Annotated in this window: 17 protein-coding genes; 2 read left to right on the top strand and 15 right to left on the bottom strand. The window is 60.8% G+C overall.

Annotation, left to right across the window (positions count from 1 at the left end):
• Positions 1-7: 7 nt before the first annotated feature.
• From tssH to tssA, 15 genes are all read right to left on the bottom strand, one after another.
• Positions 8-2665, bottom strand: a complete 2658-nt coding sequence (gene tssH / locus CAG41_RS01260) for a type VI secretion system ATPase TssH (protein WP_085579036.1) — start codon at positions 2663-2665, stop codon at positions 8-10.
• 11 nt (positions 2666-2676) lie between these two features.
• Positions 2677-3684, bottom strand: a complete 1008-nt coding sequence (tssG, locus tag CAG41_RS01255) for a type VI secretion system baseplate subunit TssG (protein ID WP_085693776.1) — start codon at positions 3682-3684, stop codon at positions 2677-2679.
• Complete coding sequence (gene tssF / locus CAG41_RS01250) at positions 3648-5435, bottom strand: type VI secretion system baseplate subunit TssF (RefSeq protein ID WP_085579040.1); 1788 nt, start codon at positions 5433-5435, stop codon at positions 3648-3650. The genes tssG and tssF overlap by 37 nt, the downstream gene beginning before the upstream one ends.
• 72 nt (positions 5436-5507) lie before the next feature.
• A complete protein-coding gene (locus CAG41_RS01245) occupies positions 5508-5927 on the bottom strand; it encodes a hypothetical protein (RefSeq protein WP_085693775.1) in 420 nt (139 codons plus the stop codon).
• Positions 5924-6142 carry a hypothetical protein gene (locus tag CAG41_RS01240; RefSeq protein WP_085579045.1) on the bottom strand — a complete coding sequence of 73 codons (219 nt, stop codon included), beginning with the start codon at positions 6140-6142 and terminating at the stop codon, positions 5924-5926. The genes CAG41_RS01245 and CAG41_RS01240 overlap by 4 nt, the downstream gene beginning before the upstream one ends.
• A gap of 5 nt (positions 6143-6147) precedes the next feature.
• On the bottom strand, positions 6148-6603 hold the full coding sequence (locus CAG41_RS01235; RefSeq protein WP_139834941.1) for a hypothetical protein: 456 nt from the start codon (positions 6601-6603) through the stop codon (positions 6148-6150).
• Positions 6593-6886, bottom strand: coding sequence for a hypothetical protein (locus CAG41_RS28115; RefSeq protein WP_085630252.1), 294 nt, complete (start codon positions 6884-6886; stop codon positions 6593-6595). The genes CAG41_RS01235 and CAG41_RS28115 overlap by 11 nt, the downstream gene beginning before the upstream one ends.
• A gap of 59 nt (positions 6887-6945) precedes the next feature.
• Positions 6946-7332, bottom strand: a complete 387-nt coding sequence (locus tag CAG41_RS01230) for a hypothetical protein (protein WP_256575667.1) — start codon at positions 7330-7332, stop codon at positions 6946-6948.
• A 1-nt stretch (position 7333) separates the two neighbouring features.
• On the bottom strand, positions 7334-7699 hold the full coding sequence (locus CAG41_RS01225; RefSeq protein WP_139834940.1) for a hypothetical protein: 366 nt from the start codon (positions 7697-7699) through the stop codon (positions 7334-7336).
• Positions 7696-8376, bottom strand: coding sequence for a DUF6695 family protein (locus tag CAG41_RS28520; protein ID WP_085630254.1), 681 nt, complete (start codon positions 8374-8376; stop codon positions 7696-7698). Before CAG41_RS28520 ends, CAG41_RS01225 begins: the two co-directional genes overlap by 4 nt.
• Position 8377: 1 nt before the next feature.
• Positions 8378-8902 (bottom strand): PAAR domain-containing protein, encoded by a 525-nt coding sequence (locus CAG41_RS01215; RefSeq protein ID WP_085630256.1) that lies wholly within the window; start codon positions 8900-8902, stop codon positions 8378-8380.
• 11 nt (positions 8903-8913) lie between these two features.
• A complete protein-coding gene (gene tssE / locus CAG41_RS01210) occupies positions 8914-9321 on the bottom strand; it encodes a type VI secretion system baseplate subunit TssE (RefSeq protein WP_085579056.1) in 408 nt (135 codons plus the stop codon).
• Between the two features lie 9 nt (positions 9322-9330).
• Complete coding sequence (gene tssC, locus CAG41_RS01205) at positions 9331-10806, bottom strand: type VI secretion system contractile sheath large subunit (protein ID WP_085579058.1); 1476 nt, start codon at positions 10804-10806, stop codon at positions 9331-9333.
• Positions 10807-10834: 28 nt separating this feature from the next.
• Entirely contained in the window at positions 10835-11338 is a 504-nt protein-coding gene (gene tssB, locus CAG41_RS01200) for a type VI secretion system contractile sheath small subunit (RefSeq protein WP_008007671.1), read from the bottom strand.
• A 32-nt stretch (positions 11339-11370) separates the two neighbouring features.
• Positions 11371-12930, bottom strand: a complete 1560-nt coding sequence (gene tssA, locus CAG41_RS01195) for a type VI secretion system protein TssA (RefSeq protein ID WP_085579060.1) — start codon at positions 12928-12930, stop codon at positions 11371-11373.
• 718 nt (positions 12931-13648) lie between these two features.
• Here tssA and tssI point away from each other — a divergent pair.
• Both tssI and CAG41_RS01185 read left to right on the top strand, forming a co-directional pair.
• Positions 13649-16978, top strand: coding sequence for a type VI secretion system tip protein TssI/VgrG (gene tssI, locus CAG41_RS01190; RefSeq protein ID WP_085706627.1), 3330 nt, complete (start codon positions 13649-13651; stop codon positions 16976-16978).
• Positions 16971-17660, top strand: coding sequence for a DUF2931 family protein (locus CAG41_RS01185; protein ID WP_085579064.1), 690 nt, complete (start codon positions 16971-16973; stop codon positions 17658-17660). The genes tssI and CAG41_RS01185 overlap by 8 nt, the downstream gene beginning before the upstream one ends.
• Positions 17661-17663 lie beyond the last annotated feature (3 nt).

Below are 17663 nucleotides of genomic sequence, written 5' to 3'. Positions count from 1 at the left end.
ACCCACCTCAGGCGAACTCGCAGGTCACGCCGGCATCGCCGTCGAGGGTGGCGTGCACGCGCTGCAGGCTTTCGCCGGTGGCCATGGCGTCGAGCAGGCGGTCAGCCACCAGCGGCAGCACGTGCTGGTCGAGCAGATGGTCGATCAGGCGCGCGCCGCTTTCGCTCTGGGTGCAGCGCTCGGACAGGTGATCGACGAGGTTCTGGCACCAGGTGAAGTCCAGCTGACGGCGGTTCAGGCGCTCGCCCAGACGGCCCAGCTTGATCTCGATCAGCTCGCGCAGCACCGGGCCGCCCACCGGGTAGTACGGCACCACTTTCATGCGCGCCAGCAGCGCCGGCTTGAAGTGCTTGCTCAGCACCGGACGGATGGTCTCTTCCAGCACTTCGGCGGTCGGCCGCTGGCCGTTCTCGCACAGGTCGCTGATGCGGTCGCTGCCCAGGTTCGAGGTCATCAGGATCAGCGTGTTGCGGAAGTCGATCTCACGCCCTTCGCCGTCGTTGGCCACGCCTTTGTCGAAGATCTGGTAGAACAGGTTGAGCACGTCCGGATCCGCCTTCTCGACTTCGTCGAGCAGCACCACCGAGTACGGCTTCTGGCGCACGGCTTCGGTGAGCATGCCGCCCTCGCCGTAGCCGACGTAGCCCGGCGGTGCACCGATCAGGCGGGAAACGGTGTGCTTCTCCTGGAATTCGGACATGTTGATGGTGGTGATGAAACGGTCGCCGCCGTACAGCAGGTCGGCCAGCGCCAGCGCGGTTTCGGTCTTGCCGACGCCGCTCGGGCCCACCAGCAGGAACACGCCCACCGGTGCGTCCGGCTTGTTCAGGCCGGCGGCGGTGGCGCGCATCGAACGGTCGAGGGCGTGCACGGCCTGTTCCTGGCCACGGATGCGGGTGCGCAGATCGGTGGCGAAGCTCGCGACCTTGGCGTTGTGTTCGCGGGCCAGCTGCGCCAGCGGCACGCCGGTCCAGGCGCTGATCACCTCGGCCACCAGGCGCGGGCAGACTTCGAAGCTGACCAGACGCTCCTTGGCCTGGGCGGCGGTCAGGGCGCTGTGGGTCTCATGCAGCTCGGCCTCCAGCGCCTCGACGCTTTGGGCCTCATCGCTCTCGGCCACGAGGGTCTCGATCACGGTGCCTTCGGCGTCTTCCTCGATGCTCACCACCGGCTCGACCGCCGCCGCTTCGCGGGCCTTGGCCAGTTGCTGGCGCAGATCCAGCAGGCGCTCGGCCAGTTGCTTCTGTTCGGTCCACAGGGTTTCCAGCGCGGCCATTTCGTCTTCGGCCTCGTCCAGACGCGCTTCCAGCGCCTCCAGCGCTTCGTGGTCGACCGGCAGGCCGGCCTCGGCGTCGCGGCGCAGGGCCTGACGCTGACGGCCACCTTCGGCCAGCTCGCCGCGCAGGCGCTCCAGGCTTTCCGGGGCGGCGGCCAGGCTGATGCGCACGCGGGCGCAGGCGGTGTCGAGCACATCGACGGCCTTGTCCGGCAGTTGGCGGCCGGCCAGGTAACGGGCGGACAGTTCCGCCGCCGACACCACGGCGTCATCGCGCAGGTAGATGCCGTGGCTCTTCTCGTAGACCTGGGCCAGGCCACGCAGGATGGTCACGGCTTCGTTGACGGTCGGCTCGTGCAGCTGGACCGGCTGGAAGCGGCGGGCCAGCGCCGGATCCTTCTCGAAGTATTTCTTGTACTCGGCCCAAGTGGTGGCGGCGATGGTGCGCAGTTCGCCGCGGGCCAGCGCCGGTTTGAGCAGGTTGGCCGCGTCGGAACCGCCGGCATTGCCGCCGGCGCCGATCAGGGTGTGGGCTTCGTCGATGAACAGGATGATCGGCTTCGGCGAGGCTTTGACCTCGTCGATCACGCCCTTGAGGCGGCGCTCGAACTCACCCTTCACGCTGGCGCCGGCCTGCAGCAGGCCCATGTCCAGGGCCAGCAGCTCGACGCCCTTGAGCACCTGCGGCACTTCGCCGGCGGCGATGCGCGAGGCCAGGCCTTCGACGATGGCGGTCTTGCCGACGCCGGCCTCGCCCACCACGATCGGGTTGTTCTTGCGGCGCCGGGCGAGGATGTCGACCATCTGGCGAATCGCGCCGTCGCGGCACAGCACCGGGTCGAGCTTGCCGTCGCGGGCCTGCTGGGTCAGGTTGTGGGTGAAGCGCTGCAGCAACGATTCGCCCTGGACGGCGGGTTTGCCGCCGGCCGCCGGTTGCTCCTGCTGCGACAGGGCGAATTCCTTCAGGCGGTCGATGTTGAGCTTGGCGAGCAGCGGCTGGTAGCGGCTGCCGGCGTAGCGCATCGGGTTGCGCAGCAGCGCGAGGATCAGCGCGGCCTGCTCGACCTGGGTCTGGCCCAGCTCAAGGTTGGCCACCAGCAACGCGTCCTGCAGCCACTGCACCAGCTCCGGGGCGAACACCGGGTTGCGCGAAGCGCTGTGCTCCACACGGGTCTGCAACGCGGCGCTCAGTTCGCCGGCGTCCACATCGGCGTCTTGCAGGGCGCGGCCGAGCAAGCCGTTCGGGCGCTCCAGCAGGCCCAGCAGCAGGTCTTCGACCAGGATCTTGCTGCCGCCGCGGGCGACGCAACGCTCGGCCGAACGCTCCAGGTCACGGCGGGTTTCGGCGTCCAGCGCCTGGATGAGTTGTTGCAGGTCTACGTTGATCATGGCTCACGTCCTTAATGAATTTTGCTGCCCAGGGTCACCACGCCGTCCGCTTTTTCGCAGCCCAGCCAACTGGTCCAACCCAGGCGACAGTCGTTCTTCTCGCCGATGCGCAGTTCGCGGATCTCTTCCGGACGCAGCACCAGGCGGATGTCGTAATCGAGCGGGTCACGCAGGGTGAACCGCACCAGCGCGCACAGCGGCTGGTAACCGAAGCCGATGGGCAGGAATTCGTGGAACCGCTCCCAGTCGAGTTCGGTGATGTGGATGCGGAACTTGCCGCTGCGGTCGCGCACGTGCTCGCCCAGCACCAGGTCTTCGCCGAGCACGCTGTTGTTGCGGCCCAGACGGTTGCGCTGCTCATCGAGAATCTCCACGCGACGCTCGATGCATTGCTCGATCACCAGGTCCTCGTGCTTGAAGTAGTACCGCAGCACCGCTTCGATCAGCGCCGCCGAGTGGGCCCGCAGGCTCAGGAGGCCGAGGTACGGCAGCAGGCGCTTCCAGTTCAGTTCCTTGGCCTTGCGGATCTCGTCGCCGCCCAGGCCGATCAGGGCGAACAGCTGCGACGAGAACGGGTCGATGGCGCCGCTCTGGAAACTGGCGCGGTAGCGGTACTTGCGCCAGATCGGCAGCAGCAGCCGCTGCAGGCGATGGTGGAACAGGTCGAGGAAGTTGCGCGTCGGGTTGCCTTCTTCGCTGTCGCCCAGGGCCTGTTCGCCGTAGAACGCCGGCAGCGGCGAACCGGAGCCGACCAAGCCGATCAGGTTGAAGCGCATGCGCGCGCGCATCTGCCCGTGCTCTTCGAAGAACTCCACGCGGTCGACGTCGCAGCCGGGGAACCCGAGGCTCGGGTTGGCCTGGAATTCCAGCTGGTCGTACAGGTCGTCTTCGCTCAGGTACGGGTGCGCATCGCGCAGCCGGTCGATCACCAGCAGCACGGCCTGGAACAGCGAGTACTCGCGTATTGCCCGGGTCAGCCCGCTTAGAGCAGGGGCTGCAGACCCATACGTGGTGTCCATTGGTACACCTCTCCCTGTGTGCTCTTGACCCGCAGTTCGTGGAACGAATTGAGACTGGCGTAAAGCGCGAAAAACTCGTTGAGGACCGAGGCGAAGACGAACAGGTCGCCTTCACCGATGTAGCCTTCCGGGTCGATGGTCAGTTCGGTGCGCAGGCCGCGCACCGGCAGCCCACGGTGCAGGCGGTCCACGTGATGGTGCTTGATGTGCTTGAGGCCGCCGAGCAGGCGTTTGCTGACCTTCTCCGCGTGCTGGTCGTAGTAGCGCGGCAGGTCGTAGGTCTCCAGGATCACCTTCAGCGCGTTGACGTCGGCCAGCGACAGGTAGTTGAGCGACATGTTGCTGATCAGCTTCCACAGGAAGTCACGGTTCAGCGGCGGCGCGAAGCTCGACGTGGCCGGGGTGATGTTGCGGAAACTCAGGAACTCCGGCGTCTCTTCGCAGGCCATGCAGATGTCGCCGAGCTTGAGCTTGCGCGGCAGGTTCTGGTTGGTGCACGTCAGCTCGATCGACAGGGTCTCGTGGGCCTCGGTGTGGCGGATGCCGAAGCTCAAGTAGGTGTCGAGGCCGTCGTGCAGCAAGGACGAGCGCTGGCGGATGCTGTAGTGCGGACGGCTGTTGGGCACGTCGAAGCTGGGGTCGTGCTCGAACGATTCGAACGGCACGTACTCCTGGTAGCCGAGGCCGCCGGGCTTCCAGCCGGTGACGGTCTCCACCGAGAACACGCCGCAGTTCTCCAGGTCGAACTCCGCCGGCAGCAGCAGGTATTCGTCCTGCTTGCCGTCGAGACGGATCGGCAGCGCGTCGTGCTTGAACAGGTTGACGATCGGCGTGCAGAACAGCTTCACGTTGTCCAGGGTCGGACGCATGCGCATGATCCCGCTCTTGCGGATGTCGAAGCGCAGCTCCAGGCCGCGCATCTGCTTGAGCGTGTCTTCCGGCAGCGCCTTGAGGATGTCGAGGCCGTTGACGTCGACGAACAGGAACTTGTCCTGGAAGGCGAAGTATTCCTGCAGGTAGCGGTAGCCGCGGAAGGTGTTGAGCGGGTACGGGATCAGCGCCTCTTCTTCGGCGAAACCCACCGGCTTGACCCGGTCGCCCGGGATCTTGAACGCCATCGGCTTGCCGCTGACCCCGTCGATGGGCTTGCCGGCGCCGTCCAGCGGGATCAGCTCGATGCCTTCGAGGTTGCGCAAAAGGCTCAGGTAAAGCATCTGGCTGATGTAGCGCTCGCCGGCGAAGTGCAGGCGCAGCTTGCTCAGTTCCAGCTCGCCGAGGTGGCCGTCGGCGCTCATCTCCAGGCGCAGGCTGAGCAACGAGCCGTCGCCCTTCACCGAGTAGTTCAGCGCGGCCAGGTCCAGCGGCAGCACTTCGGTCGGGTAGCAGGTGCGGAAGCGGCAGCGCACGTCTTCGATCGGCACGCTCTCGATCGGTGTGTCCCGCTCGACCTTCAGCGCCGGCCCCGAACGCTTGAGCGGGTCGAACTGCAGAATGCTGAACGCCGGCAGCGGCCGCATGTAGTTCGGCCACAGCAGTTGCATCAGCGAGTGGCTGAGCTCCGGCAACTCGTCATCGAGCTTCTGGCGCAGACGCCCGGTCAGGAACGCAAAGCCTTCCAGCAACCGCTCCACATCCGGATCCCGCCCGGCCTGCCCCAAGAACGGCGCCAACGCCGGACTACGCTCGGCGAAACGGCGGCCCAGTTGGCGCAGTGCGGTGAGTTCGCTTTGGTAGTAGTGGTTAAAGGACACGGGAAAGTACCTGCCTGGTAATGGAGCTCACGTAAGTGGTGCCCTGTGTTTTGCGTCCTGCGACTGCACTGTTCATGCGAGACCGCCTTCTGGCCGGTTCTGCACACGACCGGCAATGCTTCGGGCCGCCCAACGCAACTCGATGACCTGAGTAGCGAGAATTGACAGCAACGTGGCGCAGCCCTGAGCCACGCCATAAAACAACGCCCTCAAGGGCTGATCCGGCAGCATCCAAAGCAAGATGAAACCCACCATCAGACACAGCAGCAGTAGCTTGGCGAACAGGTTCGGCACCAACGCGACAATCAGATTGATGGCCAAAAAGATGTAGAAAAGCGCGTAGCTGGCCATGCCGACGGCAACGCCCCTGGAGGTGAAGCCGCCGTTCAACCCTTTGTAGGCAAGCACAACGGCGTCATTCAGAAATGCATAGGCCACGCATCCGAGGGCATGGACAAACAGGCACATGGCAAGTCGACTGGAATGGCTCATGCTGGCCTCAGGTTCAGGTACCAGGTACCGGTGCCATGGATCGCGACGACCATCATCAGGACGAACAGCGTCAGAACCCGGTGCACACGCGAAGCTCGGGCAGCACGATGCAAGGCAGTCACCAGCAGGACAAAGCTCAGCAAGGCCAGACAGCCGAACAGATCGCTGTCGGCGACACCGGCCAGGTAACCCTGAAATTCGTTCGTCCGATCCATATCGTTCAATTTTCCAGATGCGTGTATGGGGTATTGCTGATGAACATGTTCATCCAACTTTCTTCCCATTCCGGCATGGCAATTTCAAAGGACTTCTTGTTGCGATCAAAATATATCCAGACGATCCCGACAGTGGATTCGGTCTCGTTTGTGTTCATGTCCAGGGACTGAGTGTCATACAAGGGCGTGCGATAGACGACTTGAGGGTTTTCTCTGTCGATGACCCTGAGGTAAGCCATGCCGCCGAATGGAAAAATTTTTCCCACTCGTACGTTTTCCAGAATGTATCGACCGGAGGGACTGATCTGGGTAATGCCTGCGGGAAAGCCGATCATTGCATTGACGCAATACCAGGTCCAGAAGGACAAAACCACCAGGACTGCTCCAGCAAGCAAAAGATATTTACTCTTCATAAATTGAAGATTCTGGGCAACCCCAACCTCTCCAGCATTAGTAAACATCATTGAACACCCAATAATTAAACCGATACAAAGCAACAGCACCCGTCGCCGACGCTACCAACGGCGAAAGCGTTCTCTGTAAACAGCTTGTCCTATAAAGCACGACCAGCGAACTCACAAAAAAACAAAAAGAAACGACCATCAACGGAAAATAAACAACGATGCAAATAAAAAATAAAATCCCGTACAAATCGAGTCCGCCAACCGCCCATTTGCTCTTGGTGCCAGCAAACGAAACCATCAGCAGCAAAGCTGAAAGCAAGAAATAAAAGGTACGGAGCATTTAACGGATACCCTTTACGGATTTCTTTGAGACAGCTCCGCCCCAAGGCACAAAGGCACTCAAGATTCACCTCCGGAATAAATCGCAGGCAAAACGAACAGCAAAGCCACGCTCAACAGCCAGACAACCAAAAAGATGTAGTTTCTCGGCATGCCACACACTGCCCAACCTTTTACTACGCTGTAACCAGTCGCCAGTTGCAGCAAAAGAAACGAAACTATCGCCAAGGGAATTGACAAGAAATAGCTGTATGGCTCAGCAGATCCCGACGTAAAAACAACGTACACCTCAAATATTGAGAACGGCAGTACGAGCGCTATCGCCGCTAAAATCATTAGCTTGACCCTTAGCGCATAAATCATCACCGCAATCCCATCAAGGTAAAGGGTTCTGGAAACATCAAGGGCAGCCCCCGTTGTTAAGTTAAGGAACGCGAATGCCTTCATGCTACTTCACCATTTCCGGGTTCAACTTCAATGCAGTTTCGTCCTGCAAATAAACATCCTCTCCCCCGTCGTAACCCATGAAATCTTCATTCAAAAGCGGGCCTCCGCCCTTCTTGACATACCTCACCCATCCTTTGGACCAGATCCCCCCGCTTTCATGGCGTATTTCTACGTAATAATTTGGCGGGCTCGACTTGGTGATTTCAAAGAAAGAGCCGCCGTCTTCCGCGCCACTCCAAAAAGCATTCGGATGGTCTTTCAAAACAGGCCCCTTTCCGTCATCTCGCTCCAACAGAGCAAATATTGCCACTATCAGGAGACAGAAAATAATAATTAGCGAAATGACTAATTTCTTAAAAAATTTCATTCGTCAATTTCCAATTTGTCGTCAGCAAAATTGTAATCAATATCAGTTTCAGACAATTGGAATTGCGCCATATATGCAGTTGGAACAACTGTACGAGAGCGGAAAGGAGGAGAAAAACCAACGCTCTCCGCCAAATCAGCAGCGAAAGTTACGCAGTTATGATTCCCTAAATCGTAGGGCTTCCGTGACTTGTCATTGTTCTCAGAAAATTTTCCATCCAACCATGCCAAAGCGTTTGCATAAATGGCGCCTCTAAGCACGACACCTTTGATATTCCCAGATTGGCCGTGAGCTATCGAAATTTGCCTAAGCGTTTTTTTCAATGAAGATTCTGTAATATGTCCGGCCACAATTTTTACGTCCGGAATATTGCCTTTTTGAACACGCCCAGCCGGGCCAGGCCCTTTATATCGACCGTATTCATAGTATTTAGAAACACCTGTCTTGCCATTAATTAGCAAAACACCTGCATGACCAAGGAAAGGTGCTTTGGGAAACTCGATTTTGATTTTTTGACCAAACCAAGTGTCCTTGTAGTCATCCATTACATGGATTTCGAACTGGGGAAAGACCAAAGGGATGAGAAAGTCGTTATCCGCAGTCAAGTAAACCTGAATCGGCGAAACGTCGGCGGCAGGTGTGGTAGCGACATTCGCTACCTGGACGGCTTGAGGCATCTCACTCCCCTTTTAGAAGCCAGTTCGGTTTCACCGATATCTGGACATTTTGTGGTTGAGCTTTTTTGCCTAGTGCTTTCGAGAATCCAGACGCATCTGTCTTGCCGTGCACCTCTGTGCCATCTTCAAGCGTGGCGATGTAAGAGACATTTTTGAGCGGCGCTCCTGACGCTTGATCCATCAACTGAATCCGAACGTCAAAGCCAAAAATGTTCAACGGCAACGGCGGCACAAACGGCGCCGGCGAATGCGAATTGCCGATGATCACCGTCCCGGAGCCGGCAGTAACCTTGTTGCCATGGGCCCCTACCGAACCCACGGTCGCGGCCGGTTTGCCGTTGATCAGCACCGTGGTGGCGAGGTCGCCGACCAGGGCGCCGCCGCAGGCCGAGGCATCGCCTTGGCGGGCGGCCGGGAGGCCGTCGAAGAAGACGTCACCGGAACCGGCGGCGATCGGGTTGGTGCCGTGGCCTGGGAGCGGGCAAGCGGTGGGGTCGGAGACGCGGGCTGCGGGTTTGCCGGACATCGGGGATTTCCTTAGTTGACCTTCACTTGGCCGCTGCCGTCCAGGCGCGCGGAGAAACTGACCTGACGCTTGAAACCGTCCACCTCCAGCAGGCCTTCGATGCTGAAGGACAGGCGGAGCTGGTCGTGGTCACGCGGCAGGGAAATGACACGCACGTTGCTCAGGCGCGGCTCGTAGGCTTCGATGAAGCTTTCGATGGCCAGGCGGGCCTGGCTCAGGGAGTCGTGCAGGCTCAGGCGCATGTCATTGAGATCGGGCAACCCGTAGTCGGACAGCGTCTGCACGCTGCCCGCCCGGGTGCTGAGCATTTTGGCCAGATGGGCAGCCACCGACGCCATGGCCGAAGCCTCGCGGCTCCAGCCGGCGCGCAGGTCCGCGTCGCCGTTCAGGCGTTCGAAAAGGCTGCCGTATCCGTCCATGAGTCGCTCTTACTCTTTGTCCAGCTTGCCGACCAGCGACAGGGTGAAATCGGCACCCATGTACTTGAAGTGCGGACGCACGTTCAGGCTGACGCGGTACCAGCCCGGCTCGCCTTCGACGTCGCTGACGATCACCTGCGCAGCGCGCAGAGGACGGCGGCCACGGACTTCGGCGCTCGGGTTTTCCTGGTCGGCCACGTACTGGCGGATCCACTTGTTCAGTTCCAGCTCGAGGTCGGTGCGCTCTTTCCACGAACCGAGTTGCTCGCGCTGCAGGACCTTCAGGTAGTGGGCCAGACGGTTGACGATCATCATGTACGGCAGTTGGGTGCCGAGCTTGTAGTTCAGCTCAGCCGCCTTGCCTTCTGCGCTGATGCCGAAGAACTTCGGCTTCTGCACCGAGCTTGCGGAGAAGAACGCCGCGTTGTCGGAGCCTTTGCGCATGGTCAGGGAGATGAAGCCTTCCTCGGCCAGTTCGTACTCGCGGCGGTCGGACACCAGAACCTCGGTCGGGATCTTGGTCTCGATCTCGCCCATGCTCTCGAAGTGGTGCAGAGGCAGGTCTTCAACGGCGCCGCCGCTCTGCGGGCCGATGATGTTCGGGCACCAGCGGAACTTGGCGAAGCTGTCGGTCAGCTTGGTGCCGAACGCGTAGGCGGTGTTGCCCCACAGGTAGTGTTCGTGGCTGTTGGCGACGTTTTCCTTGTACACGAACGACTTGACCGGGTTCTCTTCCGGGTCGTACGGGTTGCGCAGCAGGAAACGCGGCACGGTCAGGCCGACGTAGCGGGCGTCTTCGGAGGTACGGAAGCTCTGCCACTTGGTGAATTGCGGGCCTTCGAAGTGGTCTTTCAGGTCCTTCAGGTCCGGCAGGCCGGTGAAGCTTTCCAGGCCGAAGAATTTCGGGCCGGCGGCGGCGATGAACGGCGCGTGGGACATGCAGGCGACGCTGGACACGTACTGCATCAGCTTCACGTCCGGCGAGCTTGGGGACAGGTAGTAGTTGGCGATGATCGCGCCCACCGGCTGTCCACCGAACTGGCCGTATTCAGCGGTGTAGATGTGCTTGTACAGGCCCGACTGCATCACTTCCGGCGAGTCTTCGAAGTCGTCCAGCAGGTCGTCCTTGGAGACGTTGAGGATTTCGATCTTGATGTTTTCGCGGAAGTTGGTGCGGTCCACCAGCAGTTGCAGGCCGCGCCACGACGATTCCAGGGCCTGGAAGTCCGGGTGGTGCAGGATTTCGTCCATCTGACGGCTGAGCTTGGCATCGATCTCGGCGATCATGCGGTCGACCATGGCCTTCTTGACCGGCTCACCGTTGTTCTGCGGCTTGAGCAGCTCTTCGATGAACGCCGACACACCGCGCTTGGCGATGTCATAGGCTTCGTCGTCCGGCGTCAGGCGGGTCTCGGCGATGATGCTGTCGAGGATGCTGTATTCGCCGTTCTCGGCGGCGTTCTGTTGTGCTGCGCTAGTGCTCATTGTGTTGGCTTCCTTGGCTGCTGGAGTCTCAGGCGTCCGGGGCTGCGGCGTTCAGGCCCAGCTCACCGAGTACGCGACCGCGGGATTCGTCGTCGGCGAGCACGCCTTCGATGGCTTTACGGAACGCAGGGGCGTTGCCCAGCGGGCCTTTCAGGGCCACGAGCGCATCGCGCAGTTCCATCAGCTTTTTCAGTTCAGGCACTTGCTCGACCAGGCTGGCCGGGTTGAAGTCCTTCATGGAGTTGACGCGCAGCTGCACGGCCAGCTCGTCGGCTTCGCCGTCTTCCTGCAGACGGTTCGGCACGCTCAGGGTCAGGCTCAGCTCCTGCTTGGCCAGCACCTCGTCGAAGGTCATCTTGTCGATGCTGATCGGCTTGCGATCCTCGATCTTGCGCTCGTCCTTGCGGTGGGTGTAGTCACCGATCGCCAGCAGTTTCAGCGGCAGTTCAATCTCTTCCTGAGCACCGCCGGTGGCGGGTTTGAAGGTGACGTTGATGCGTTCCTTGGGGGCTACCGAGCCTTCTTTGGCCATGGCTTTTCTCCTTGCGGTTGTGGCCCTGGGGCCTATTCGAGTACCACTTCGAGGTCGAGGTGGCACAGCCTGCGATAAATCTCATCCTTGCGTTCACGTACGGCATGGTTCTGCGGCATCAGCTCGCAGCAACTGTGCAGCAGGTGCAGCACTTCCAGCGCAAGATCGGGCTCCCAGGCGTGCAGGCCTGAGTCCTGTAGTGTCTGATCGAGGGTTTCGAGCTGGTTCTTGGCCAGTTCGTACTTCTTGGCCATGAAGCACAGGCGCGCCAGGGCGAACTGCCAGAAGAAGCGCACCCGTCCGCCGTGGGCGGCCTGCAGGCCTTGCTTGAGGATCTGCACGGCGGCCTTCAGGCCTTCCTTGCGCAGGATCGGCATCACCTCTTCGAGGGCCTTTTCCCAGGCCGGCTGGGTCTCGACCTCGGCCTCGACCTTGCGCGGCGCGCTGGCGCTCTGCAGGTGCGGCATGACGTTGGCGGCGATCCAGGCGCGGGTGGCCGGATCGGCGAACGGCACGCCGTCGTGAAAACGCAGCTCGACGATGCCGGGCAGGCGCTGAACCAAAAGCGCGAAGTGGATCTCCACTTCGCGCATGGCCATTTCGGCGTTGAGGTTCTGCAGGCATTCCCAGACCATCCGCTGGCCGTCGAACCAGAACGGCGCCTTCGCCAGGCTCGCCTCCAGCTCCACCAGCAGGTCGGCGTACTTGCCCTGGTCGAAACGGTCCTGATAGGCCTTGAGCTTGTCCGTCGGCAGGTTGCGCAGCACGGTGATCTGCTCGGCGTTGCGCTCGGGCACCGCGTCGATCGGCAGCCACAGCAGCGTGCGGTTCAGGCGCAGGGCGCGCAGGTCGGTGGCCTTCTGCTTGAGCCACCAGGCGCACAGCGGACGGGCGCTCTCCTGCTGGGCGCGCAGGGCCTTGTAGGCCTCTTTCTCGTTGTCGATCGGTGCGCCGGGGGTGAACAGCTGGGTGGCGGCCTGCTTGACCTGGGCCACCGCCGCGCCGACCACGCCGGGCTCCGGCTGGTTGTCGGCGGCGCGCTGGATCATGGTCTTGAGGCGGCGGCTGACCGGCAGCAGCAGCGGCGCGTCGTCGCCCAGGTGCTGGCTGCAGGCGGCGTCGAGGCCGTCCAGATGCTCGGACAGGCGCCGGAACATCGGCAGCTGTTCCTTGATCGCGACGTTTTCGGTGATGACCTGCTCCAACCGCGGCACCAGCCAACCGATGGCGGCGGCCCGGGTGCGGGGCTTGAGCGGGTGGATGTCGGCCCAGTTGTTTTCCGACAGATGGTGCAGCAGGCCGAGGCCGGCGAGCAGCCCGGGGAAGGATTCGCGCTGGTACAGCGACCACGTCAGCCAGGCGCCGACCCGCAGGTCCTTGGACTGGGTGCGCAGGAGGGTTTCGCTGTTTTCGCGGATTTTGAGCCAGTCGATCTGGCCGCTTTCGTGCATCGACGAAGCCTTGGCCAGCTCGCTTTCCAGCGCCTCGAATTCGCTCGAGAAGCGAACGTCTTCGCCCGCAAAATTCTCTTTGGAAACAGAGACTTTAGCGAGTTCGAGGTAATGGGCGGAAAGTTTGCTCGAGTAGGACATCCATGGCCTTTAGTTTGGATTACGGTCGTGCGCCCATTGGAATGGCAGCGGCGCGGGACAGTAGCGAAGAGCGGTGAAGCGACTCATCCAATTGAGTTTCTGCTCTTTCAAGTGCGCGCATCGTAATCACTATGATGGCCACTAGCAAGCATCCGATTAAACAACAAGACGAAGTGTTCATTGGGCTCTGTAAGAGATTGCCCTATATGCCGCAAGGGTTTCCCTGATGCCTGTTTATATTCCACGTTTACCTCCCTCAAGGCCGAAACCTCCGACCTAGAGCGGCCCGCGAAACCGCCACCGGACAGCTGCACGCTCGTTCCACAAGTAAGGGCGGAAAGCATGACAAATCCAGAAAAAAAATGAAGTAGGACGGTTCTGAAAATGGGACGGTATCTATGAACAAAAGGTGAAAAACCATCGGGAACAATAAAAGTGCCATCACAATGATGGCATCCTATATATCCACTAGTTCCAAAGGCCTTGCGCAAAAGGGGGTTCATGCATCGAATGCTATATCCCGCCGTCGCTCTTCCTACAGCCCTTTCCTCAAACAGAACCCGCACTTTGAAACACGGATCGGTCTGACTCAAGCGCCGGACACTTCTTACATAAACATGTTTCACGCCTTGTTAGCGTGCAGCCAAACATCGGCGTGCGCTGGCCAGGGACGGTTTCGACACCACGCCGGTTTTCCCCGCGATCCAGGGACACGCGCATGTCTGAAACTGTCAATTCCGCCTCCGTCACGCTGCACATTCCCGGCGTCCGCCATGACTTCCAGGTGCTGGCGTTCAACGGCACCGAAAGGGTCAGCGGCCTTTATGCCCTGCGCATCGAGCTGGTCAGCGAACACCCTGATTTCGACATGGAAAGCCTGCTCGGCCAGCCGGCCTTCCTCCGGTTCGGCCACCACGGCGAGGGGATCCACGGCCATATCGAAGAGGCGTCGGCCGGTGACTCGGGAAAGCGTCTGACGCACTACGGCCTGTCGCTGGTGCCCTTCCTGCACTACTTGCAGTTCAGCCACGACCAGCGGATTTTCCAGGGGCTGACGGTCGCGCAGATCATCGCGCAAGTCCTCAAACGTCACGGCATCCAGCCCGACGCCTTTGCCTTTCATGTCCAACCGTTGCCGCCGCGCGACTATTGCACCCAATACGGCGAGAGCGATTTCGCGTTCATTCAGCGCCTGTGCGCCGAAGAAGGCATCGCCTGGCATCACCGCCATTCGGCCGATCGCCATCTGTTGGTGTTCACCGATGACCCGGTGTACCTGATCACACTGCCCGCCACGCCCTACCGACCGGACAGCGGCATGGTCGCCGGGCACCCGGTGGTCAGACGGTTTTCCTTGAGCGCCAGAACCCGCACCAGCGCCGTCACGCGCCGCGACTACGACTTGAATCGTCCAAGCCTGACGCTCGAAAGCCGCTTCCGCGCCGAGTTCGAGCCAACGCTGGAGGACTACCGCTATCCGTTGCTCCTGGAGGGCGAGAAGCGCGGCAAACGTCTCGCCCGCCAGGCGCTGGAGCGGTATCGGGCCGACTACGAGCTGGCCGAGGGCGCAAGCGACCAGCCGCCCCTGCGCAGCGGCCACCTGTTCGAGCTGAGCGGACATCCCCGGAAAAGATGCAACGCCCTGTGGCTGCTACTCAGCGTGACGCACGAGGGCCGGCAACCCCAGGTGCTGGAGGAAACGGCGCCCCACGGCATTCAACCCGGCGAAGACTTTGCCCGAGGCTACCGCAACACCTTCACCGCGGCCCCTGCCGACGTGGTGTACCGCCCGCCCCTGCCGGCGCGCCGGCCGCCGCTCGTCAGCCAGACCGCAAGGGTCACAGGCCCCAAAGACGAAGACATCTACTGCGACGAAAACGGGCGGGTGAAGGTCGAGTTCCCTTGGGATCGGGCGCACTCCAACAGCGAGCGCAGCAGTTGCTGGGTGCGCGTGTCGTCGGCGTGGGCCGGAGACGGTTTCGGGGCGGTGACCGTTCCGCGCGTCGGCATGGAAGTGGTGGTGACCTTCCTGGAGGGCGATCCGGACAAGCCGCTGATCACCGGCTGCGTGGTCAACAAGGTCACGCCCACGCCCTACCGGCTGCCCGCCCACAAGACCCGAACCACCCTGCGCAGCTGCAGCACACCCCGCACGGGCGGCTACCACGAACTGACCCTTGAAGACCGGGCCGGGCAGGAACTGATCTACCTGCGCGCCCAGCGCGACATGGAGCGGCAGATCCTCAACGACTGCCGCCTGGAGGTCGGACGCGACCGGCGCGAATCGATCAAGGGCCGCAGCCAGACCGACGTGGGCAGCGTCCTCAGCTTGGAGGCCGGCCAACAAGTGCATCTGCGGGCGGGCGCCAGCGTGGTGCTGGATGCGGGGGCCAGCATCACCTTGAAGGCTGGCGGGCATCACATCGTGATCGACGGGGGCGGGATCTTCAGCAGCACGCAGATCGAGACCGGGGGCAAGACGCGTGAAGGAGAAGGCGCTGATTGGCGGCTACCCGGCATGGACGGTGCGCTGGCTGCTGCGCCCGCGTCCGGGGCGAAGGCAGCGGTTGAAGATGAACTTGAAGAGGAGGAGGAAGAGGTTGAGCTGGAGGATGAGGCACCTGCCGGGATTACGCTGCGGATCGGGGTGTTTTTTGACGGGACGGGGAATAACCGGCTGAACAGCGAAAGCGTTGCCGGGTGCCATGCGCGGGACGTGGGGCTGGAGGCGAAAGCAGAAGACCTTCAGAAGTTTTGCGAAACTCAGGGATACGACGGGCAGGGAGGGGCGCCGGACAACAGCTACGGGAATGATTTGAGCAATGTGGCGAGGCTTCATGGTCTCTACCGAGACGATACCAAGAGCCGTTTGGCAGAGGACGAACGCATGGCGTACATCCCCGTTTACCTGGAAGGAATCGGCACTGCCAGCGGTGCCGAAGACTCGTTGTACTCGCAGGCGACAGGGATGGGTGTCCAGGGAGTATTGGCGAGAGTCGAACAGAGCCCTTCCGCGATTCTGGAACAGATTGAGCTTTTTCAGCAGGCCAATCCGGATCGAAAAGTTGCTCAAGTAGAATTCGATATTTTCGGCTTCAGTCGCGGAGCTGCAGCCGCAAGACATTTCGCCAATGACGTCTTCAACGACCAAAAAAGTCTTGTAGCAACAGCACTCAGCGAAAACTCCATGTTCGTTGAGGGTTTCAGCTGGAGCACCCGTTCAGATGTCACCATCAACTTCATTGGCATATTCGATACCGCTGCCGCCATCGCAAAACTCTCATCGGGCGACTTCAGCGTCCACGATGCAGTCAACCCGGGGCTCAATCTGTACCTCGCGCCGGACATTGCCAAAAAAGTCGTACACCTCGTGGCCAGAGATGAGCGTCGTCACAACTTCTCGCTCAACAAGGCCGATGCTGCGGATATCGTGTTGCCGGGGGTGCATTCCGATCTGGGCGGTGGCTACCTGCCGCGATCCATCGAGCGGGTGTTGCTCAGCAAACTGCACTCAAGCGATGAAGACGTTCGCTTGCCCTTGCATGAATCCAAAGCGTTTGTGGCTGCGCAATATGAACTCAGACGTCTGCAGGATCAGTTGAATCTTCATGATTTGCCGCTGGAAATACGCACATGGGAGAAGCGCGTCGTACAGAACGTCAAAGGCGACAGAACCCGTTGGAAGCGGGTCTTCGCTGTCGTCAGCTGTCAGCGGGAAATGCGCAATGAACTGTCATTGATCTATCTGCGGATCATGCGTGCGTTGGCGGTGAAGCATGATGTGCCGTTTCTTTCCGTCGAACCGGATGGCCGCTTCGCATTACCGGAAGAACTGGTGCCTATCGCGACAAAATTGATGCGTTTTGCGCTGGGGGAAACTCGCCGCATCGACCTCACTCCCGAAGAAGAGACGCTACTCGTCACCCGCTACATTCATTTGTCCGCGAACTGGAACGCCGCCAGAAACTTCGGCAGCAGTGATCTGGACATTGTGTTCATCAATCGACCGGCAGAAAAATTCACTCGCGTGGTGCATCCCAATGCTTGAACGAAGCAGCTCCCCCCTGAAGATCTGCGTCTTGCTCCTCTCTATCCTGCTGACAGGTTGTTCGTCCGTGAAGGCCCGGAAACTGCCCTATGACGCCTGGAGCCTTAACTTTTACTCTCCGGACTACATGGATGTCTGGATAGAGACAGCCGCAGTTCTGGATATTGACGGGAAGGTCTTCGGGAACGCAGGCAGTGGCATACCCGCTCAAGGATATCCACGCCCCTTAAGCAAGGGTGTTCCTGCAGAGTTCAGAGGAAAGCCCGCAGGCTGGCCCGAAATCCCGGGAGGCAAAGGTCGACGTGTCGTTGGCGCAAACCTGCCTGAGTTGCTCTATGTTCGCTGGCAATCAATCGCCGAGCCTCAGACCTACAACGCCCTCATCAGAATCCCGGAATCCACCCGCGAGCTGATGCGCAATAGCGAGGACGTGTTTTGTCGAGCCTATCAAAAAGTGGCCACAAGACATCGCAAATGGCTAGTGGTCGGACTCGCCCCCGGCGGCATCGTCAAAGTCTGGATCACCGGCCCCTGCCTTCAGGCAATTGAGGTCACCCGCGAACAGGCCAGCGTTGTCCCCCTCGGCCCGCACTTGGGTAAGGCACTGGGCGAGTATTACTTTTTCCAGGAAGAGTCCAAAGCCTACGTAGAAAAATTCGGCATCCCCTACGGTTCCTGGTAACTA

Origin of the sequence: Pseudomonas sp. B35(2017), from assembly GCF_002113645.1 — a bacterium.
GTDB lineage: Bacteria > Pseudomonadota > Gammaproteobacteria > Pseudomonadales > Pseudomonadaceae > Aquipseudomonas > Aquipseudomonas ekonensis.
The sequence above is the reverse complement of the archived record's forward strand: the minus strand, read 5'-3'. Positions and strand labels throughout refer to the sequence as shown.

Excerpts from the sequence above, each read along its gene's own strand:
- CAG41_RS28115 (WP_085630252.1), bottom strand. The coding sequence starts at position 6,886 with ATGCTCCGTACCTTTTATTTCTTGCTTTCAGCTTTGCTGCTGATGGTT.
- tssG (WP_085693776.1), bottom strand. The coding sequence starts at position 3,684 with ATGGACACCACGTATGGGTCTGCAGCCCCTGCTCTAAGCGGGCTGACC.
- CAG41_RS01215 (WP_085630256.1), bottom strand. The coding sequence starts at position 8,902 with ATGTCCGGCAAACCCGCAGCCCGCGTCTCCGACCCCACCGCTTGCCCG.
- tssI (WP_085706627.1), top strand. The coding sequence starts at position 13,649 with ATGTCTGAAACTGTCAATTCCGCCTCCGTCACGCTGCACATTCCCGGC.
- CAG41_RS01235 (WP_139834941.1), bottom strand. The coding sequence starts at position 6,603 with ATGTTTACTAATGCTGGAGAGGTTGGGGTTGCCCAGAATCTTCAATTT.
- tssB (WP_008007671.1), bottom strand. The coding sequence starts at position 11,338 with ATGGCCAAAGAAGGCTCGGTAGCCCCCAAGGAACGCATCAACGTCACC.
- tssC (WP_085579058.1), bottom strand. The coding sequence starts at position 10,806 with ATGAGCACTAGCGCAGCACAACAGAACGCCGCCGAGAACGGCGAATAC.
- CAG41_RS28520 (WP_085630254.1), bottom strand. The coding sequence starts at position 8,376 with ATGCCTCAAGCCGTCCAGGTAGCGAATGTCGCTACCACACCTGCCGCC.
- tssH (WP_085579036.1), bottom strand. The coding sequence starts at position 2,665 with ATGATCAACGTAGACCTGCAACAACTCATCCAGGCGCTGGACGCCGAA.
- CAG41_RS01240 (WP_085579045.1), bottom strand. The coding sequence starts at position 6,142 with ATGGATCGGACGAACGAATTTCAGGGTTACCTGGCCGGTGTCGCCGAC.
- CAG41_RS01245 (WP_085693775.1), bottom strand. The coding sequence starts at position 5,927 with ATGAGCCATTCCAGTCGACTTGCCATGTGCCTGTTTGTCCATGCCCTC.
- tssE (WP_085579056.1), bottom strand. The coding sequence starts at position 9,321 with ATGGACGGATACGGCAGCCTTTTCGAACGCCTGAACGGCGACGCGGAC.
- CAG41_RS01230 (WP_256575667.1), bottom strand. The coding sequence starts at position 7,332 with ATGAAGGCATTCGCGTTCCTTAACTTAACAACGGGGGCTGCCCTTGAT.
- tssA (WP_085579060.1), bottom strand. The coding sequence starts at position 12,930 with ATGTCCTACTCGAGCAAACTTTCCGCCCATTACCTCGAACTCGCTAAA.
- CAG41_RS01225 (WP_139834940.1), bottom strand. The coding sequence starts at position 7,699 with ATGAAATTTTTTAAGAAATTAGTCATTTCGCTAATTATTATTTTCTGT.
- CAG41_RS01185 (WP_085579064.1), top strand. The coding sequence starts at position 16,971 with ATGCTTGAACGAAGCAGCTCCCCCCTGAAGATCTGCGTCTTGCTCCTC.